The organism is Clostridium sp. CM042, assembly GCF_055080995.1.
In genome coordinates this window covers 2732719-2751974 of sequence record NZ_CM143646.1, presented here as the reverse complement: position 1 = coordinate 2751974, position 19256 = coordinate 2732719, and the positions used below count along the sequence as shown (strand labels likewise).

17 protein-coding genes and 11 tRNA genes are annotated in these 19256 nt (G+C 32.6%); all 28 read right to left on the bottom strand.

All coding sequences use genetic code 11. The features are described from left to right. Window positions 1-77 precede the first annotated feature (77 nt). The 28 genes from ACWJJ7_RS13125 to yabN all read right to left on the bottom strand — a co-directional run bounded on the left by ACWJJ7_RS13125 (window position 78) and on the right by yabN (window position 19246). The gene (locus tag ACWJJ7_RS13125; protein WP_462962495.1) at window positions 78-896 is read right to left on the bottom strand and encodes a Rossmann-fold NAD(P)-binding domain-containing protein; all 819 of its coding nucleotides are present in this window, start codon (window positions 894-896) and stop codon (window positions 78-80) included. 77 nt (window positions 897-973) lie between these two features. After that, a complete protein-coding gene (dusB, locus tag ACWJJ7_RS13120; protein WP_462962494.1) occupies window positions 974-1951 on the bottom strand; it encodes a tRNA dihydrouridine synthase DusB in 978 nt (325 codons plus the stop codon). 139 nt (window positions 1952-2090) lie between these two features. Continuing rightward, window positions 2091-2870 carry a type III pantothenate kinase gene (locus ACWJJ7_RS13115; protein WP_462962493.1) on the bottom strand — a complete coding sequence of 260 codons (780 nt, stop codon included), beginning with the start codon at window positions 2868-2870 and terminating at the stop codon, window positions 2091-2093. 522 nt (window positions 2871-3392) lie between these two features. Continuing rightward, complete coding sequence (locus tag ACWJJ7_RS13110; RefSeq protein WP_462962492.1) at window positions 3393-3572, bottom strand: hypothetical protein; 180 nt, start codon at window positions 3570-3572, stop codon at window positions 3393-3395. Window positions 3573-3690: 118 nt separating this feature from the next. Further along, entirely contained in the window at window positions 3691-4935 is a 1245-nt protein-coding gene (ltrA, locus tag ACWJJ7_RS13105; RefSeq protein ID WP_224578743.1) for a group II intron reverse transcriptase/maturase, read from the bottom strand. Between the two features lie 508 nt (window positions 4936-5443). Further along, window positions 5444-6310: a group II intron reverse transcriptase/maturase gene (gene ltrA / locus ACWJJ7_RS13100; protein WP_462962491.1), complete on the bottom strand. Its 867-nt coding sequence runs from the start codon at window positions 6308-6310 to the stop codon at window positions 5444-5446. A 462-nt stretch (window positions 6311-6772) separates the two neighbouring features. Then, complete coding sequence (gene ftsH, locus ACWJJ7_RS13095; protein ID WP_462962490.1) at window positions 6773-8608, bottom strand: ATP-dependent zinc metalloprotease FtsH; 1836 nt, start codon at window positions 8606-8608, stop codon at window positions 6773-6775. A gap of 111 nt (window positions 8609-8719) precedes the next feature. Next, window positions 8720-9256: a hypoxanthine phosphoribosyltransferase gene (gene hpt, locus ACWJJ7_RS13090; RefSeq protein ID WP_462962489.1), complete on the bottom strand. Its 537-nt coding sequence runs from the start codon at window positions 9254-9256 to the stop codon at window positions 8720-8722. A 2-nt stretch (window positions 9257-9258) separates the two neighbouring features. Beyond that, complete coding sequence (gene tilS, locus ACWJJ7_RS13085; RefSeq protein WP_462962488.1) at window positions 9259-10653, bottom strand: tRNA lysidine(34) synthetase TilS; 1395 nt, start codon at window positions 10651-10653, stop codon at window positions 9259-9261. Between the two features lie 400 nt (window positions 10654-11053). Beyond that, a complete protein-coding gene (gene spoIIE / locus ACWJJ7_RS13080) occupies window positions 11054-13444 on the bottom strand; it encodes a stage II sporulation protein E (protein ID WP_462964992.1) in 2391 nt (796 codons plus the stop codon). Window positions 13445-13767: 323 nt separating this feature from the next. After that, window positions 13768-13844 (bottom strand) — tRNA-Met (locus tag ACWJJ7_RS13075). A gap of 5 nt (window positions 13845-13849) precedes the next feature. Next, window positions 13850-13925: transfer RNA gene (locus ACWJJ7_RS13070), tRNA-Met, on the bottom strand. A 5-nt stretch (window positions 13926-13930) separates the two neighbouring features. Continuing rightward, window positions 13931-14019: transfer RNA gene (locus ACWJJ7_RS13065), tRNA-Leu, on the bottom strand. Window positions 14020-14083: 64 nt separating this feature from the next. Next, a tRNA-Met gene (locus ACWJJ7_RS13060) sits at window positions 14084-14159 on the bottom strand. A 5-nt stretch (window positions 14160-14164) separates the two neighbouring features. Further along, window positions 14165-14253 (bottom strand) — tRNA-Leu (locus tag ACWJJ7_RS13055). Between the two features lie 64 nt (window positions 14254-14317). Further along, window positions 14318-14393: transfer RNA gene (locus tag ACWJJ7_RS13050), tRNA-Met, on the bottom strand. A gap of 5 nt (window positions 14394-14398) precedes the next feature. Beyond that, window positions 14399-14487: transfer RNA gene (locus ACWJJ7_RS13045), tRNA-Leu, on the bottom strand. A gap of 64 nt (window positions 14488-14551) precedes the next feature. After that, window positions 14552-14627, bottom strand: a tRNA-Met gene (locus ACWJJ7_RS13040). 212 nt (window positions 14628-14839) lie between these two features. Continuing rightward, window positions 14840-14916, bottom strand: a tRNA-Met gene (locus tag ACWJJ7_RS13035). Window positions 14917-14921: 5 nt separating this feature from the next. Then, window positions 14922-14997, bottom strand: a tRNA-Met gene (locus ACWJJ7_RS13030). Window positions 14998-15002: 5 nt separating this feature from the next. Beyond that, window positions 15003-15091, bottom strand: a tRNA-Leu gene (locus ACWJJ7_RS13025). A gap of 128 nt (window positions 15092-15219) precedes the next feature. Beyond that, window positions 15220-15633: a S1 domain-containing RNA-binding protein gene (locus ACWJJ7_RS13020; RefSeq protein WP_462962487.1), complete on the bottom strand. Its 414-nt coding sequence runs from the start codon at window positions 15631-15633 to the stop codon at window positions 15220-15222. An 81-nt stretch (window positions 15634-15714) separates the two neighbouring features. Beyond that, on the bottom strand, window positions 15715-15987 hold the full coding sequence (locus tag ACWJJ7_RS13015; RefSeq protein WP_462962486.1) for an FtsB family cell division protein: 273 nt from the start codon (window positions 15985-15987) through the stop codon (window positions 15715-15717). A 93-nt stretch (window positions 15988-16080) separates the two neighbouring features. Next, a complete protein-coding gene (yabQ, locus tag ACWJJ7_RS13010; RefSeq protein WP_462962485.1) occupies window positions 16081-16473 on the bottom strand; it encodes a spore cortex biosynthesis protein YabQ in 393 nt (130 codons plus the stop codon). Window positions 16474-16492: 19 nt separating this feature from the next. Continuing rightward, window positions 16493-16786, bottom strand: coding sequence for a sporulation protein YabP (yabP, locus tag ACWJJ7_RS13005; RefSeq protein ID WP_462962484.1), 294 nt, complete (start codon window positions 16784-16786; stop codon window positions 16493-16495). Between the two features lie 143 nt (window positions 16787-16929). Beyond that, window positions 16930-17190, bottom strand: a complete 261-nt coding sequence (locus ACWJJ7_RS13000; RefSeq protein ID WP_216304590.1) for an RNA-binding S4 domain-containing protein — start codon at window positions 17188-17190, stop codon at window positions 16930-16932. 216 nt (window positions 17191-17406) lie between these two features. Beyond that, the gene (locus ACWJJ7_RS12995; protein WP_216304589.1) at window positions 17407-17682 is read right to left on the bottom strand and encodes an HU family DNA-binding protein; all 276 of its coding nucleotides are present in this window, start codon (window positions 17680-17682) and stop codon (window positions 17407-17409) included. 118 nt (window positions 17683-17800) lie between these two features. Continuing rightward, window positions 17801-19246 (bottom strand): bifunctional methyltransferase/pyrophosphohydrolase YabN, encoded by a 1446-nt coding sequence (yabN, locus tag ACWJJ7_RS12990; protein ID WP_462962483.1) that lies wholly within the window; start codon window positions 19244-19246, stop codon window positions 17801-17803. Between the last annotated feature and the right edge of the window lie 10 nt (window positions 19247-19256).

The window sequence follows — 19256 nt, the reverse complement described above, 5'->3', positions numbered from 1 at the left end:
GAATAACAATACATGTAACCATTTAGCCATTATAAATCAGAGCGTTACTATTGTCAATATGTCACGAGCAAAATAGTCTAATCTATTACATTATTGTTAAATTTTATTTTTTTTAGATATATACCATTGTACTTAAGAGCTTTTTCAATATCACTTTCTTGCATTTGACATAATATCGCTCCTAAAAGTTCGATAGAAAAATCTCCTTTGAGAGTTTTCCAAGGAACATTATAACTTACATCATTTATAGCTATAATATTCTTTGACGTGTTTATACTATTATCTAAGAACCAGACTAATTTCCCAGAACTGAATTCATAATCTTTAGATGAAATAATAAAATCTGCTATTTTAACAGCATAAAGTTCATCATCTGTAACAATAGGAGATATACCGAAATTAGCGATAATATAATCTGAAAATTTTCTAGCTTTTCCCAAATTAGGCGACAAAAATACAATATATTTGCAATGCTTTGCTAATTCCACAATAATATTATAGTTTATCATTTCTACAGCATCATATACCACAATGCAGCAATTTTTCAAACTCTTATTTCTCATTCTAAGCATAAGTTGTATACTTTTTATAACGCTAAAAGCCAAAAATTGCTTTTGAAATTCATTAAAATAATTATAATCCATAGGCCTCAGTGTTTTTGGCGATAATTGCACTTCACTACATTTACATATTTTTTTAGCATAATTTAAATTATTTAAATATGCTTTTCTATTAAAATTAGGTGGCATCCTTACACTCGTAACTTTAATATCTAATTCTTTAATGTATTCATTACTTATTACTTTCATCTTTAGCTTATCTTTAATTTTACTTAAAAATCCAAATTCATTATATAAATTATCTATATTTGAAGTTACACATAAAATTGACTTCATACATATGCACCTTATACATTAATGTACTATTATCTTATTCAGTGTTAATTGTATAAATTCACGTTTTAATTTTAAAATTATACTTTTATGGTCTTCAAATAATCTTTATAAATCAAAAGTATCTGCTTTACATCATCATAACTATTTTTAGTATTAATTTCATTCTTAATTTCAGCGCAGTTGTTAAGCCCTTTAATATACCATGCTGTATGCTTTCTCATTTCTCTAACAGCCTTGACTTCTTCATAATATTTTACAGCTAAATCTAAATGCCTTATACACATATCTATTTTTTCTTCAGGAGTAGGGTATATAACCTTTTCTCCATTTATTGCCTGCTTAACCTCTCTAAAAATCCATGGGTTACCCCTGGACCCTCTTGCGATCATTATAGCATCACAATTAGTGATTTCCTTTATTTTCACAGCATCCTCTACGGAAAATATGTCCCCATTACCTATTACGGGAACTTTAACATTTTCTTTTACAGCCCTTATAATATCCCAATCAGCCTTGCCTTCATACATTTGTTCGCGAGTTCTGCCATGCACCGCAATAGCATCTATACCTGCATCCTCCATATATTTAGCGAATTCTACAGCATTAACATTATTTGAATCAAATCCCTTTCTAAACTTCACTGTCACAGGTTTTGTTGAAACCTCTTTCATTTCTTTTATTATTTGCGCTGCTAGTTTAGGGTTTTTCATCAAAGCTGATCCCTCACCATTTTTCACTATTTTATGAACAGGACACCCCATGTTTACATCAACCATACATATATCGCTTCTTGTGTTGAAAATTTCACAGGCACTAGCCATAATCTTAGGATCATTACCAAATATCTGAACAGCTACAGGTTTCTCTTGACCTGAAATTCGCATAAGAGATTCTGTATTGGTACTTCCATAATATAGTCCTTTAGCACTTACCATTTCAGTATATAGGAGACCACACCCTAATTCTTTGCATAATCCTCTGAAAGCAATATCTGTAATTCCTGCCATAGGAGCTAAAAAAACATTGTTTTCAAAGTTAATATTTGATATTTTCATTAAATCATCTCCTGCGGAGCTGCAATATTAACGACTTCAGAAAGAGATTTGTGCTCCACTGAAGTTTCTTATTTGTTATAGTATGGAACTCCTAGTTATAGAAGTGGGAGTTTTCCCTTCTGAAATGTCGTTAAATCACCTATTCCCTATTCTTCTCATAAATCATTCTAAGTCCTTCTAAGGTTAAATTCGGATGAAACTCATCAATAGCAGAAGAATCTTTGGTTATTAGTTTTGAAAGTCCTCCTGTAGCCACTACAAAAGGCTCTTCTTCTCCCATACTAATCATTTCACTTTTCATTTTATTAACAATATAGTCTACTTGGCCAATATATCCATATATTATTCCAGACTGCATGCTTTCAACAGTATTTTTACATATAACTGTTTCTGGTTTTATAAGCTCCACCCGAGGTAGCTTTGCCGCTCTCTCAAATAGTGCTTCAGAAGCTATTTTAATTCCAGGGCATATAGTTCCCCCTAAATAATTAGCCTCTTTGCTTATAGCACAAAAGGTTGTAGCTGTACCAAAATCTATTAATATTAATGATCTTTTATAAATTTCATGGGCTGAAACAGCATTAACAATTCTATCTGCACCTACATCTTTAGGATTATCATATTTTACATTTATTCCAGTCTTAACTCCTGGTCCTACTACCATAGATTTCAAATCGAAATATTTTCTTATCATATGTTCTAGTGAATACATACTATTGGGAACAACTGAGGAAATTATTACCCCTTTAATATGTTCTGTTTTTATGTTTCGCTGATAAAATAATTGCATTACTTGAATTCCGTATTCGTCAGCGGTTTTTTTTGCATCAGTAGATATTCTCCACTCTACAATTAACTCCTTTTCCTTAAAAACTCCTAAAACAGTATTAGTATTTCCAACATCTAAAACTAAAATCACTTTATACACCGCCTATATAATTTAATACAACTTACAAGTTGATTTATGTTTTTGCTATTATAAAAACAAAAAATAGTATACCTAATATCATAAAATATTAATTTCAACTATTCCTAATTTTACAATCTAATTTTAACAATCTGAACATATTTGTCAAGTTAAATCTTTATAAGAAGTTTTGTTAAAATTATATTTCCAAAATAGCCAATATGATAACGGTTACAGCGAAGCTTATACCTCTAAATCACCTTTAAACCCAATTCTGTACATTATACCACAATTTGCACCAAATGTTGGTATATAATCACAGTAAAATTCTTAGCAAATTGCAATAATGCAAACTACCTGTTAGCATGCCCTCTCTTTACTATGTACCTGATAATCGAGTAGGAGCTAAATAATTAATTTATTTGGCGACCTCTCACACCACCGTGCGTACCGTTCGGTACACGGCGGTTCAATAAGAATTACCTAATCATAAATTTTCCCATTAATGATATAAACCCTTGTTCCTTAAGATGTTTATTGCTTGCATTTAAGTTTCTTAACAGAATTTGGATGTACTCTTATTCCCATTTCACCTTTTTTCGGATAAAATGTAAATCCTAAATACTTCAACTTCCACGGTCTATCGACCTTGCTCTTGTCTTTATTGACTTTGAGTTTCAAACCCTCTTCTATAAACCTTGTTATACTTGCCATTACTCTACATGCTGATTTCTTTGATTTTAAATAAATATTACAGTAAGTAAACCAAGGGAACTTCACCCTTAGTTTCTCTCAGAACCGTACGTGAACCTCTCAGCTCATACGGCTCCCATCATTCAGTCGTTGGTAATATTCCCATTTTCCAGTGTGCAAACAAATTTCTATCTCTTTTCGCAATACTTCCCAACCAATATTCTGCTCTTCGTTTATGTTTTCGTTTCTTATACTTTCTTCGAACCCATTTTACTAAAGCATTATTGATATATCTTAATACTGAATACATTTCCGTTTTATAGAAATGTGTATAATAGTTAATCCACCCCTGTATCTTTTTATTAAACATACTTGATATATCCCACAAGTCTTTATCTACCTTCAACTGTACTCTCCAACTTCTTACTTCTTTCCTAATTCTTTTCTTTGCATTATCTGCTATCGCTGGTAAGAAACTTGTAAAATACTTTCCATATTTACTTTTTGCGCCTCTAGGCTTAAATGTATACCCTAGGAAGTCAAATGATATATTTGGATAATCTCCCTTTCTATCATCATCTTTACAGTATACAATCTTTGTTTTATCAAGGTTCAGTTGCAATCCGTATTCTTCGAACCTTTCTTGCAACCGTCTTTGTAGATATTTAGCCTGTTTTAGGGATACACAGTGTGCTATTCCATCATCTGCGTATCTTGCCCACGGAATTGTTTTGAATTCTTTTGTTATAAAATCATCAAACACATAATGTAAAAACAGATTCGCAAGTACTGGACTTATGACACCCCCTTGCGGAGTTCCAGAGATTCTTGGCACTAGTTTTCCCGTTTCCATTTGAAATGGTGCAGTTAACCACCTTTGAATATATAGAATAATCCATTCTTCATTTGTATGTTTTTTTACCATTTTAATTAAAATGTCATGTTTGATATTATCAAATAGTCCCTTTATATCAAATTCAAGGACCCAATCTTTCCTCCAACACCTTTTTCTTGTAACATCAAGTGCCTGTATTGCAGATTTATTAGGTCTATATCCGTAGGAATCCTCATAAAACATAGTCTCTACTTCTGGTTCAAAGTATAGTTTAACTAGCATTTGTGCAATTCTATCCTCAACAGTCGGTATCCCTAGTAATCTAGTTCCTCCACTTTTCTTTGGAATTGCAACTGCTTTTACAGGTTGGGGAAAGTAACTTCCTGATGACATCCTATTCCAGATTTTATATAGATTATTTTTCAAGTTCTTTTCAAAATCTTCAATTGACTGTCCATCAACTCCATATGTTCCCTTGTTTGCTTTCACCTTTTCGTAAGCTGTAACTACAGCTCTTTTAGAAATATTAAACGGCTTTGTTTCCATCATAAGCTCCTCCTCCTTTTCAAAGTTGACTTATTTCTGAAACTGAATAACTTGAAGTCCTTTGCTCCACTTCCATTACAGAAGTTTCTTCACTACTACGACCCAATCTGCCCCTATGCTTGCATCGATACTCTTTTCTCACAGTTCTTCTGCTTGAAATACTCTCTTAACATCAAGCCGTAGGTTCCCACGTTCCATACAAATGCCCATACTAAAGTCATGCCACCTTTATGCCGCCCACCGCCTAGCCAGTAAACAGGTTTCCTCTAGGCTTATCCCAAGTTAACGACTACCCCCTGGTTTTGATGGAGTCTCTACGCTTTCGACATTTTCGTAAGTGATTCACATGCTCGTTCATCTCTTTAGTACATACTTGACAGATTTACCTCTGCCTTTTCCTTAACGCTAAGCACCATAACTTTTGATTACAGCACCTTAAGGTAGTTTGAAATCTCCACCTGCATGGCGATTTCGGAGGACCTTCCTCCATCATCTGTATAGCACAGCTATATTAATCAACTCTTGCGAGTTGATTACCACGCTTTCGTGGCGCACTGTCGTCAGCATAACGACAGAAGTTTAATCCTCGCTTTTCTAATTCTTTATCCAGCTCATTTAACATGACATTACTAAGTAATGGTGAAAGATTTCCACCTTGTGGTACACCTTTTTGAGAGGTATTAAAAATGCCTCTTTCCATTACTCCTGCTTGAAGATATTTTCTTATAAGGGCTATTACCCTAACATCTTTTACTTCTTTATAAAGCAAGCCTATTAATTTATCATGATTTACAGTATCGAAGTATTTCTCCAAATCAATATCTACTGCCCACTTGTAACCTTTATCCATGTATTCTTTGCATTTTTGAATTGCTTGGTGTGCACTTCTGTTCGGTCTAAATCCATAACTATTATCTGAAAATTTCTCTTCAAATATTGGATTTAAAACTTGAGCGATAGCTTGTTGTATTACTCGGTCTACAGCTGTTGGTATTCCTAGTGGTCGTTTCTTTCCATCAGGCTTAGGTATTTCTACTCGCCTTACTGGATTAGGTTTATAACTACCTTCCAATAGTGATTGCCGAAGGCTGGCGCCATTTTCTCTTAGGTATCGTAGAAGTTCATCTACTTTCATACCATCAACTCCATAACTACCTTTGTTGGCTTTTACTTTCTTAAATGCTTGATTTAAGTTGTTTTTGTCAATAATCCTTTCAAACAATCCATTGGTGTATTTATTTTCGGCGTTCTGTCGCTTTTCTATCGTCAATGAAATGCTCAGCGCTCCTACATACTCTTCGAGTTCCACTCTATCCTTTTGTAGGTAACCTTCATTATGAAGTTGTCTGCTGTTATCACATTTCTTTGTGTTTTTCAAAGTTTCAAAACCTCCTATCGTTCAGTCCTTCACATAAGATTCATGAAGCTTATGCTACTATGACTTCTGCTGACTTCTTAGATTTCAGCTTTACATCACTGCAAAGTTTGTCATTTCAAAATTCATTTCTATAACGTTTATCTAAGACCTCCCCGGGTAAGAGCGCAATCTTTCACTCCATCTATCTGCTACATTTACACCACTTGTTTCGAATAGTTTTGGGCTTCGTTTTGTTTAGCAAACTTACCCACAAGCATATGCCTTATATGTAGTTTCTGTTCGTCAGACCAGAGTTTTGCCGCCGACTTCCTTCAGATTCCACGTCACCATGGACACCCTTGTCCTAAGCTATGCACTTGGCACTATCAACCCGTGCTAGGGACTTTCACCCTTTAGATTGCGCCCATGCCGGGCGCACTAAAAAAAGACATACAGCTAATTCACTGTATGTCTTTTACCAATCTAAATCTTTGTTAAATCAATCTCACCTGAATCTGTTTTAGCCATTATAGCCTCAAAGTCCACACCTTCAAGTTTTTCCTTTAACAGTAGTTCTTGAGCTACTGCATGAAGTTTACTTGCATTTTCAGCAAGAATTTTTTCAGCTTTTCCATAAGCTTCATCAATAAGCATCTTAACTTCTGAATCTATTTTATTAGCTATTTCTTCACTAAAGTTTCTGCTTTTACCTAAATCTCTTCCAAGGAATACTTCATTATGATCATTACCAAAAGATATTGGTCCGAGTTCATCACTCATACCATATTCCATAACCATCTTTCTTGCAATAGCCGATGCTCTATCAATATCATTTTTAGCACCTGTGCTAATATCTTTTAATACTAGTTTTTCAGCAACTCTACCACCTAATAACCCAACCATTTCATCTTTAAGTTTTAGTTTTGAAGTATAAGCAGTATCTTCTTCTGGTAGATGCATCGTGTACCCACCTGCCATACCTCTTGGTATAATACTTATTTGATGAATTGGATCAGATAATGGAGAATATTTCATTACTACAGCATGCCCTGCTTCATGATATGCTGTTAATTTTCTATCTTTTTCACTGATAACTTTACTCTTCTTTTCCGGTCCAGCAATAACCCTAGTTACTGCTTCATCAAGCTCTTTCATTTCTATAACTGTTTTGTTATTTCTAACTGTAAGTAGTGCGGCCTCGTTCATTAAATTCTCTAAGTCTGCACCAGTGAATCCAGGTGTCCTTTTAGCTAATACGTCAAGTTTTACTTCTTCTGCTAAATGTTTACCTTTGGAATGTACCTTTAGAATTTCTTCTCTTCCTTTAACATCAGGCGCACCCACTAATATATGTCTATCAAATCTGCCCGGCCTTAAAAGAGCAGGATCGAGTATGTCCGGTCTATTTGTCGCAGCTATCATGATTATACCTTCATTTACACCAAATCCATCCATTTCAACTAATAGCTGATTTAGAGTTTGCTCTCTTTCATCATGACCACCGCCAACGCCAGCTCCTCTTTGTCTACCTACTGCATCAATTTCATCAATAAATATTATACAAGGAGCACTTTTCTTCGCTTGTTCAAATAAATCTCTTACTCTTGAAGCTCCAACACCTACAAACATCTCTACAAATTCCGAACCTGATATACTATAGAATGGGACTCCTGCTTCTCCTGATACTGCTCTCGCAAGTAAAGTCTTACCTGTACCTGGTGGTCCTATTAGAAGAATACCTTTAGGAATTCTTGCGCCTGCTTCTAGGTATCTTTTTGGTTGTTTTAAGAAATCTACAACTTCTGCAAGTTCTTCCTTTTCTTCATCTTCACCAGCTACATCATCAAATGTAACTTTCTTCTTATCTAGCGTTGCTATTTTGGCTCTACTTTTTCCAAAATTCATTACGCCTCTATTACCGCCACCGCCGCCTCCTTGCGATTGTTGCATATACATAAACCAAAAGGCCACTAACATTAAAATTATAAGGAGTGTGGGCAAGACATTTAACCACATTGGCATACTAGCTGGCTTTAAGTATGTTTCTGTAACGCTTGCATTTGGGTATTTGTCCATAACTTGAAGCAATCTCGTCAATGGGACTATAGTTTCATATTTTGTTCCGTTCTTTAGTTCTCCCGATACTGTTTTATCTTCTTTTACCTGAACAGTTTTAATATCTTTTTTAATCCAATATTCTTGGAATTTATTAACACTGATTTGGCTAACATCTTTACTACTGTCAAGTAAGGTTAGTGCTGCAAAAATCACAAGTACAAACACTACGATCCAGATTGATGCACTAGAAATTTTTTTCATTAGAAACCCCCCTCTCTTTTTATTCACTTTAAAATTTTATCACATTAAAAAGCAGTTGACAATAATATGTATATTAATTAACAATTAATATATATATTATTTTATACACATTTACTTATAAATTTCTTCTTTAAGTATTCCTATAAATGGTAAATTTCTATATTTCTCTGCATAGTCCAGCCCAAATCCTACAAGGAAGTAATCTGGTACATCATAACCTAAATATTTAACATCTATATTCGCCGTTCTTCTTTCTGGTTTATTCAGTAAGCATATAATTTCTAAACTATTTGGTTTTCTTGCAGATAGTAACTTCATTAGATATTTAAGTGTAACTCCAGAATCTATAATATCCTCTACTATTAATACATCCTTTCCTTCAATTTCAAAGTCTAAATCCTTTAAGATTTTTACAACCCCTGAAGTTTCACTTGAATTTCCATAGCTGGAAACTGCCATAAAATCCATTTTACATGGAATTGTAATCTCTTTTACTAAATCTGACATAAATATAACTGATCCTTTTAAAATACCAATAAGTATAAGCTCTTTTCCAAAATAATCCTTACTTATTTTTGCACCCATTTGCCTAATTTTATCCCTTAATTGATCTTCGCTGTATAATACCTCTTTAATATCATTGTTCATTCTTATTCCTCTCTTCCAATTCTAATCTGCAATACATTTTTAGTATCCTTTGAAACCTTGAATTTTTCGCTAACCCTATATCCAACTACCCAACCTATATCATCCCCAAAACATATTAAAGGTATTTCATTTCTTTGGGCTTTAGGTATTTTTAAATCTATAAACAAATCTTTTATCTTTTTATTACCCTTCATACCTAGTGGAATGAACCTATCCCCCTCTTTTCTATACCTAAATATTATTGGTTCCTTAATTTTATCATAGTCAAAATACTTAATACAATCATTTTCTTTAAATTCTGTAAATTGTAGCTTGGGTTTAACATCTATTTTTACTACTTTATTTAAAGAATGAATAAGATTTTCCTGATTAATATTTAGAGAGTACTGATTGTTATTACCTTCAGTAGCTTTTACATAGATATATATATGTATATTCCCATAACAGTTTTCAACTATTATATTCTGAGGTAGCATTATACTTTTACCTGTTTCATGTCTTTGAAGTTCTATAATACTATATATATGAACTTTTTCAAAATTATATAAATTATGATTCACCCCGAGCAAAGCATTCCTAATAATCCTGCTTAAAATTGCTTCATGCTTCGCAAAAGCTGCCTTATTTATTATAACTCTTTGCTGACATATCTCACAATGCTTTTTATATTCTTTTTCAGAAATATTTTCCAAATATTCGTTATCTTTTTTTACAATATCTGATAATCGGTTTAATGTTTTAATTATATCTTTATTAAAGTTTTCTTCCATATATGGAATCAATTCTAATCTTACTTTATTTCTTGCATAAACATTTTCTAAATTCGATTTATCTATTCTTGGATTGATATTATTACTTAAGCAATATTTCTCTATTTTTTTTCTACTAAGACGAAGGATGGGTCTTACATATATTTTGTCGCGAACAGGTCTTATTCCAACTATTCCTTCAATACCAGTTCCTCTCATTACCCTCATTAAAATAGTTTCAGCTTGATCATTAGCATTATGTGCCAAAGCAACTTTATTCGCATTTAATTTAACCATAAGTTCCTCAAAAAATCCATATCTGGCTTCTCTCCCTGCCATTTCACAAGATAAATTTTTTTCCTTTGAAATTCTATGTACATCCACTTTTTCACTATAAAAATCTATATTCAAACTCTCACAAATTTCTTTTGCATATTCCTCATCTTTATCAGACTCATCTCCTCGAAGACAATGGTTTAGATGTGCACCAACAAGTGTAATCCCAAGTTCTTCCTTAAAGTTGTTTAAAATATAGAGCAAACACGTGGAGTCAGGTCCACCAGAAAATGCAACTATAACCTTATCTCCCTTATCAAACATTGAATTCTCTTTTATAAAGTCCATAACCGTTTCTGACAAAATTTTCACTTCCCAAATTTATTTTTAAAATGTTTTATGTTTTTTCTAGGTTTATATTTTTTTAATACCATATTACTATATCATATTACTATATCATATAGTAATATATATTTTCCATTTTTTTAGACATCCCTTTAAATCATCTCCTGCGGAGCTGCAATATTAACGACTTCAGAAGGAGATTTATACTCCCACTGAAATTTTCTATTTGTTAGGGCATGTAACCCCCACTTATAGAAATGAGAGACTCTCCTTCTGAAATGTCGTTAAAAACGGGAAAAATGAAGAATGTAAAAGAGATTCCTGCTCCCATAAATACTTTCATCATTTTTCACTTTCTTTTATTATATATTCCCTAATTTTTCTCTCAATTTACAGGGCATCAAAATTTTCCTTTTATAAAACGCCTTTAATATAGACTATATATCTTTGAAACAAGAACTGTCATATCATCCTTTACTCTATTGCCACTTAATTTTTTTGCTTCGGCCAGCAACCCTTCAGCTAAATCCTTTGGATTGTTACAATTATTTTTACCTAGATAATCAACTACCCAATCTACCCTTCCTACATTTTCATCATTATAATCTAATACTCCATCACTAAGCATAACCATAACGTCTCCATTTTTTAATTCCATTTGCTGTATATCTATATCTGCTTTATCTAAAACCCCAATAGGTAGAGATTTTGATTTTATAATTTCTAAACTATCACCTGATTTTAAAAAGGTTGCAACTGCCCCCACTTTTAAGAAATCAATTTCCCCAGTGTATAAGTCTATGCTACTTAAATCTATAGTTGAAAATTTTTCTTCTTCGGAAAATCTCAATGTCATTATTGAATTTACAGTGTTAATAGCCGTAATTTTACTAAAACCTGCTGACGTAAACTTTTCTATTAATTCAACCGCAGCCTCGCTCTCTCTACCTGCTTGAGGGCCAGACCCCATACCATCACTAATAATTGACATATAACTTCCATCAGGAAGCTTACCAAAGCTATAGCTATCTCCATTGGACTTTTCACCATCTTTACACTGCCTAGCCACATTAGATACCACATGAAACTTAGGTGTTTCTTCAATAGTTACCTTACATGTATTGGTCTTTGAATCTATATTACATCCCTCATCACTAACACACATGCACTTTCCTGTGACCCCATTTATAATAGGCAATAAGTCCTTTACACACATTTGCCTTCCACTACAAGCGTTAAGTGACAATTTAATACTCAATCGTCCGAGCTTATCATTTAAACACATAAGATCATTGTGCTTAATTCTATTTTTATCTAAGGCTCTACATATAAGTTTTTCCATAGAAGTATCTATTTGAATTTCAGAATTAAAATCTTCAACAATTTCTCCTACAGAATCCGCCATATTACTAATCTGATTTGCTAAAAGCTCTCTACCTTCACTAAGCCTCGTTCTCCACATTTCATTTATAATGTGCTTATTAACAATGTCTTCTGTATTTTTAAGTATGGCAGTTCTCTTTATACATTTTCTTTCGATTTCTTCCGGTACTCTATTATTCTTCCTCTCAAAATTTTGAATTAATTCTTCAAATGCCGCATATGTATAATGTAATTCCCTTTTCCAACACATAGACTTCATATTACAATTACTACACACCCTGTCCGCAAGATTTTCAACCAATGCACTACTTTTACCTTTCATTGCCAATTTTTCATTATCCACTAAGTTATTTAATATATCTGACATATTAGAAAGTACATCTGAAAAATTATTTAACCTTCCTACAAATGTATCTTTAATTTTATTTATATATCCCTGTTCTATGTTTTGCTTTTTTTTATCGGAATTAAATTCTGTGGATAATTCGCTATAAACTTTTTGTGGTATTAGCAAAAATATTACAGCCGCTACAAAAGCTTCAAATATCATAAAGTCAGATCCCGTAATACAATATATTTTTATTATTGAAAAAGCTACTAAATAAGATGTTGCACTTAAAATCTTTCCAGTTTCTTTAAAAACACCTGTTATTAAGCCACAAACACCATACATTCCTATAAACACAATCATATTTTCAGAAGACATTCCTACAATAATACCCATGGCAACTCCTGATGCAGCACCAGCTCCACTTCCGTTAATGTAAGCTATTATTATAACAAAAGCCAGGCCTAAAATATTTGTAATTGATATGGAAAAAATACTTAGTCCCCAAGTACCTGCTATAATTAAAGAGCTTATAATTGACATACTTATTATTTCTTCATTCAAAAATATATGTTTTGTTTTAATTTCCTTAAAGCATAAAAAACTATAATCCAGAATAAAATATAAAGGGAAGATACATAAAACTAGAAAAAATGAATTTAAAAAAGCCATTAACCCACTTACCCGGGCTATAAAAAAATTATAGGTAAACAACTCAAATATGATAATGGCAAACATGCTAGCTAAAACTTTAGTTTTTGATTCTATTTTGTTGAAAACATGACTCAAAAAAGCAATTGTAACTATTACTATTAAATATGATGGTATATTCTTTGCACTGTCATATAAAGTAATATATCCAAAAAATGTACCACTGGCTGTAATTATTGAAATTCTTTGATTATTAATAAATATTGTAGCTATTAAAAAAGCTATACCAAATGGGGCAGTGTTATTAATAAGCAGTACCCTGCTTATTAATAAGCTTATCGTAAAATAAACAATTCCTGTAATAATTAAATTAGTATTTAATGCATTTTTCTTTTTTACTTCATCTTTTATCTTTCTAAGTCTTTCGTATGGAAATATATCTATTCCGTATTGCATATTACAAATCACCCACCCTTTAATCATTAGGACTCCATTATAACAACGTCGTCTGGAAATAATTGTCATAAAGTGGGACACTTGTATATTTTTTATGAGACAATAATTTGTATATTTTTTACGTGCAATTTTTACAATTCCCTATAATATAAAAAAACCTACCATATTAATATAGTAGGTTTTAAAATATTAAATGAAGCTTGTCACTTCGTGGCATTGTATATTCGAGAAATTTATACTTATATGTTTTTGCGCATTATAGCTGCAATTTTATAGTTTTTCAACAAATAAAAAAAATAACTCACAAATTAAATTGTGAGTTATGGTAGCGGAAATAGGACTTGAACCTACGACCCTTCGGGTATGAACCGAATGCTCTAGCCAGCTGAGCTATTCCGCCATAGTTGGTTGCGGGAGTAGGACTTGAACCTACGACCTTCGGGTTATGAGCCCGACGAGCTACCAACTGCTCCATCCCGCGATATTTGGTGCTGAAGACCGGAATCGAACCGGTACGGTGTTTAACCACCGCAGGATTTTAAGTCCTGTGCGTCTGCCAGTTCCGCCACTCCAGCTTACTTGCAGTATACTTGTTATAAAGTTTTATTTAACTTACGTACTAAGCAATTTAAAACTTATTGGTTGCGGGAGTAGGACTTGAACCTACGACCTTCGGGTTATGAGCCCGACGAGCTACCAACTGCTCCATCCCGCGATATTTGGTGCTGAAGACCGGAATCGAACCGGTACGGTGTTTAACCACCGCAGGATTTTAAGTCCTGTGCGTCTGCCAGTTCCGCCACTCCAGCTTACTTGCAGTATACTTGTTATAAAGTTTTATTTAACTTACGTACTAAGCAATTTAAAACTTATTGGTTGCGGGAGTAGGACTTGAACCTACGACCTTCGGGTTATGAGCCCGACGAGCTACCAACTGCTCCATCCCGCGATATTTGGTGCTGAAGACCGGAATCGAACCGGTACGGTGTTTAACCACCGCAGGATTTTAAGTCCTGTGCGTCTGCCAGTTCCGCCACTCCAGCTTACTTGCAGTATACTTGTTATAAAGTTTTATTTAACTTACGTACTAAGCAATTTAAAACTTATTGGTTGCGGGAGTAGGACTTGAACCTACGACCTTCGGGTTATGAGCCCGACGAGCTACCAACTGCTCCATCCCGCGATACTAATGCTAAAGACTAAACTTTAATTGATATAATATTTAACTATCATATTATTTTAAGTTTTATATGTCTATTTGTTTTTTTCAGCCCAGCTTACTGTTGCTGTTAAATAAGTTTCTTAAAATCATTTTTAATGTTATACTAATTTGCTACATATGTCAATAGTTTTTAAAAAAATATATTATGTTTATAAACTCATCATATTTCAAAGTGGTAGCGGAAATAGGACTTGAACCTACGACCCTTCGGGTATGAACCGAATGCTCTAGCCAGCTGAGCTATTCCGCCATAGTTGGTTGCGGGAGTAGGACTTGAACCTACGACCTTCGGGTTATGAGCCCGACGAGCTACCAACTGCTCCATCCCGCGATATTTGGTGCTGAAGACCGGAATCGAACCGGTACGGTGTTTAACCACCGCAGGATTTTAAGTCCTGTGCGTCTGCCAGTTCCGCCACTCCAGCTTACTTACTTCATCTTATAAAATGCTACTTCTTGGCAACATGTTTTATTATATATGATGTATAAACCGTTGTCAATAACTTTTTATTTTGTTAAAATAGGAACTAAATACTTAGTTCCTACAGATTTATTAATAACTTGAAGTTTTTTTACTATAACCTCTTCCTTTTCCCTCTTGATGTTTTTTTACATCTTGAGATCTTTCTTCACTATCTTTTAGAAATTTAGTCATTATATCTTCAAAATTACATGTATTTGCTTTACTTTTTTCCTTTTCCCAATCTATTTCCATAGGTTTAATAGATTTCTTAGGTGCTCCAGCTTGTTTTATTGATAAACTTATTTTTCCATTATCATCTACAGAGATTACTTTAACTTTTACTATATCATTTTCTTTTAGATGATCATTAACATTTTTAACGAATGTATCTGAAACCTCAGATATATGCACTAATCCTGTCTTACCCTCCACTTCTACAAACGCACCAAAATTGGTGATATTCACTACTTTACCTTCTACAATACTTCCAGCCATTAAGGTCATATTAAAAAGACTCCTCCTCAAAAATTATGTTTTTTATTTTATATATTAATTTAATAATAAGCGCAACAATAATTATAGCATTTAGTTTTTATTATCCATTACAGGAGTTTCACCTTCTTTAACAAGACCTAATATTTCTCTTGCTAATTTCTCTATATATTTGTCAGTTTTAGATAACTCTACTTCATCCTGTAATATTTTTTTTTGTTCTTTTTTCTTTTGTAATTCAACATTGTACTTTTGCAGTTCTTTCCTTTGTCTGCTCATAATTGATTGTTGCTGAATTAAAAGATAACATACATACATCATAGCAAAAACTAATACGGCACTTTTAATACTAAATTTTTTTTTCATATCCCATACCCTTTTCCTTTCAATGGAATGAGTATTGTTTGCGCTTCATAAATCTATTTTAATTTGTATTTCACATTTCTTCAAGCTATTTCTTTATAATTTATCTTTTTTTTTTATTTTGAGCTTATAAACTAATAAATTTGCTGGGTATAAAACAGCATTCCATATAACTCTAAATACTTTCCCATTGAATATTATTAATTTATATTGCACCCTTATAAAGACTCCACTTAATAGTTTCAAATATAAGTATACTCCTATTATTAAACATACATACACATAAAAGTTTATGTACCCTTTATTAGTATACATCAAAAATATAAAAACCACTATAGAAGTTAATGTCCAAAATAACAAATCCTGTATTATAGTCAAAACTTTGTTAGGATTTTCAAATCCTCTTATCAATCTATATATATCAAAAAATACTCCAGTTATTATCCCTGCTAGCAAACTGAAAGTTATAAGATTAACTTGGCTTATCAAAGAAATTATCATAATTCTTCTACCTAAACAATCTTGATATTATGCTATCTTTTTTTTCTTTACTTTTGTCGCTAGTATACACAAAAGAATCCACTTGCCCCGTTATTATAACATCTCCATTTTGAACATCTAACTTGTTCATCTTTAATTCTCGTCCTTTTACTATCATTGTTCCAACATCTGTATTCAATAATATTTGGTTTTCATTAAAATTTATAACCTCTATAACTCCGTTAACAGTTAATTTTTTTCTGTTTTCAAGCATTAAACTGCTTCTCTTATCTTCTATTTTTATTTCTTTTCTCACTTCCATAATATCCCCCTTATTAGTTTTACTCTAAAAAATTGGGAATTAAGAAGCTAATCTTATTCTCAATTCTTAATTAATGACATACAATTATATTCCTATAAAATATATATGCTTATTAAGCTTAATTAAGAATTGTATTTAGACATTTATTCTTTGTCTTCTCTTCCTGAAATTATTTCATACATTTCTTTTGCACTCTCTTTTGTCACATGCTCTGCAATATTTATAATTTTAGCTTTTAAAATTTGATTTGCAAATTTAATTTCTATAATATCACTTTCGCCTACTACAGTGCCTGCTTTTGCCACTTTATCATTTATAGAAACTCTGCCACTCTCGCAAGCTTCTTTTGCAATGGTTCTTCTCTTTATAATTCTTGATACCTTTAAATATTTATCTAATCTCATTTATACTTCCCCTTTTTAACGTTCTTTACCCTTCAAGAATTTAATTAAATCATCTCCTGCAGAGATTCACAGCTTCGAAGAATATGAATCGACGACTTCAGAAGGATATTTATACTCCCGCTTATAGAAGTGGGAGACTCCCCTTATGAAATGTCGTTAAAGTTTTTAAAATAAAAAACCTAGATATACATCCAGGTTTTTTTCATCATAATAATGTTATTTGTTCACTATATCTTTAAATTCTTTACCAGCTTTAAATACTGGAACTGTTGATGCTGCAATTTGAATTTCTTCCTTTGTTCTTGGGTTTCTACCCATTCTAGCTGCTCTTGCTCTTGTTTCAAAAGTTCCGAATCCAACCAATTGGACTTTTTCACCTTTTTCTAATGTTTCTTCAATACTTTCTATAATACCTTTTAGAGCTGCTTCTGCATCTTTTTTTGTTAAATTAGATTTTTCTGAAATGCTTGTTATTAATTCTGATTTATTCACTTTCGTTGCCTCCTTGTTATTGAGTACACTGTTTAGTAGTGAGTACACTATTAAATAGCATATTCTTCACTGATTTTGAAATTCCTTCTTTTAGTCTAATTTTTATTTACAAATAAATTTATCGTCTTTTAGATTCGTTCCATAATTCGTCCATTTCTGCAAGTGTCATGTTCTTTAAATCCAAATCCTTATTCCTTGCACTTTCCTCTATGTACGCAAAGCGATTAATAAATTTATCTATAGTATAATTTACTGCAAATTCAGGGTCTATGTCAAGTAGTCTAGCAACATTTACAGTAGAAAACACCAAATCTCCCACTTCTTCTACTATTTTTACCCTATTATTACCTTTATATACATCTCTTACTTCCTGTAATTCTTCTAGCACCTTTCTCATAGCAGGTTCAACGCAGTCAAAGTCAAAACCTACTTTTGCTGCTTTTTGTTGTACCTTGCATGCTCTCATTAACCCTGGCAGGTTTTTCGGAACATGCTTTAGCGTATCCGTATAACTCTTAAACCCTTTTTCTTCACTCTTAATATTTTCCCAACTTTCCAAAACCTCTTGACAATTTTTACTTTCTGAAACTTTAAAAATATGAGGATGCCTGTTTATCATCTTATTTGTGATGCCTTTAATAACATCATTTATATTAAAGTATCCCTCTTCTTTTCCTATTTGCGCATGAAAAATAACCTGTAGCAATACATCCCCCAGTTCCTCAATAATATTATCTTCCTCATTGTCTTCTATGGCTTCTATAACCTCATAACATTCCTCAATAAGATATTTTTTCAAAGATTCGTGGGTTTGCTGTTTATCCCATGCACATCCATTTTCACCTCTCAACGTGTCCATAACTTGAGTTAAATCGTGAAAATCTTTTGTAGCCTCTAATTCTTTTGGTATATAAATTGAGGTTAGATAGTCTATATCTTTTTGTCTATCTAATTCATATAAGTTAATTTTCCTTATACTTTCTAAACCTTTTATACCTGCGGCTCTAACAAAATAAATCACCATATCCTCTTTGTAATACTCAAGCAAAGCAAGTTTTACGTCCGAAGCTATAGAACCGTTATAAACTTGAGTTATTAAAAGCCCTACTCTTTTATCTAAAACTTGATTTTTTATATCAAAGGCATCTATTATTTTTAATCCTTCAATAGGATCCAGTTTTAAGCTTTGAATAACTGCATCTATAAAGCTAACCGCAGGAAGAATTTCTATATCTATTTTGTTTTTTTCACAAAGCTTTATTAAAAGTTTAACAGAAGTTTCTGCCACAAGCGGGTGACCTGGAACTCCATATACGATATCTCCATGTATTTCGTGTTTTTTAATAATATCTTCTGCAATAGCCCTATACACATCATCAAAATTATTATATTCTTCATATCTATCATCATAGGTTTCAAACTTTATACATATCGATTTTAGGTACTCCACAGTAGGGTGCTTTTCTGTCCTTAAATAAATCTTTTTACCCCCTTTAAGAATTTCAAGTGTTCCTACAGTTAGTGATTCTACTGACCCAGGACCCAATCCCACTATTTTAATCATTAGCTTCCAC

What these genes read in the sequence shown, in the direction of transcription:
- ACWJJ7_RS13125 (WP_462962495.1), bottom strand. Translation starts at nt 896, where the DNA reads ATGAAGTCAATTTTATGTGTAACTTCAAATATAGATAATTTATATAAT.
- dusB (WP_462962494.1), bottom strand. Translation starts at nt 1,951, where the DNA reads ATGAAAATATCAAATATTAACTTTGAAAACAATGTTTTTTTAGCTCCT.
- ACWJJ7_RS13110 (WP_462962492.1), bottom strand. Translation starts at nt 3,572, where the DNA reads ATGGCAAGTATAACAAGGTTTATAGAAGAGGGTTTGAAACTCAAAGTC.
- ltrA (WP_224578743.1), bottom strand. Translation starts at nt 4,935, where the DNA reads ATGATGGAAACAAAGCCGTTTAATATTTCTAAAAGAGCTGTAGTTACA.
- ftsH (WP_462962490.1), bottom strand. Translation starts at nt 8,608, where the DNA reads ATGAAAAAAATTTCTAGTGCATCAATCTGGATCGTAGTGTTTGTACTT.
- hpt (WP_462962489.1), bottom strand. Translation starts at nt 9,256, where the DNA reads ATGAACAATGATATTAAAGAGGTATTATACAGCGAAGATCAATTAAGG.
- spoIIE (WP_462964992.1), bottom strand. Translation starts at nt 13,444, where the DNA reads ATGCAATACGGAATAGATATATTTCCATACGAAAGACTTAGAAAGATA.
- ACWJJ7_RS13020 (WP_462962487.1), bottom strand. Translation starts at nt 15,633, where the DNA reads ATGACCTTAATGGCTGGAAGTATTGTAGAAGGTAAAGTAGTGAATATC.
- ACWJJ7_RS13015 (WP_462962486.1), bottom strand. Translation starts at nt 15,987, where the DNA reads ATGAAAAAAAAATTTAGTATTAAAAGTGCCGTATTAGTTTTTGCTATG.
- yabP (WP_462962484.1), bottom strand. Translation starts at nt 16,786, where the DNA reads ATGGAAGTGAGAAAAGAAATAAAAATAGAAGATAAGAGAAGCAGTTTA.
- ACWJJ7_RS13000 (WP_216304590.1), bottom strand. Translation starts at nt 17,190, where the DNA reads ATGAGATTAGATAAATATTTAAAGGTATCAAGAATTATAAAGAGAAGA.
- yabN (WP_462962483.1), bottom strand. Translation starts at nt 19,246, where the DNA reads ATGATTAAAATAGTGGGATTGGGTCCTGGGTCAGTAGAATCACTAACT.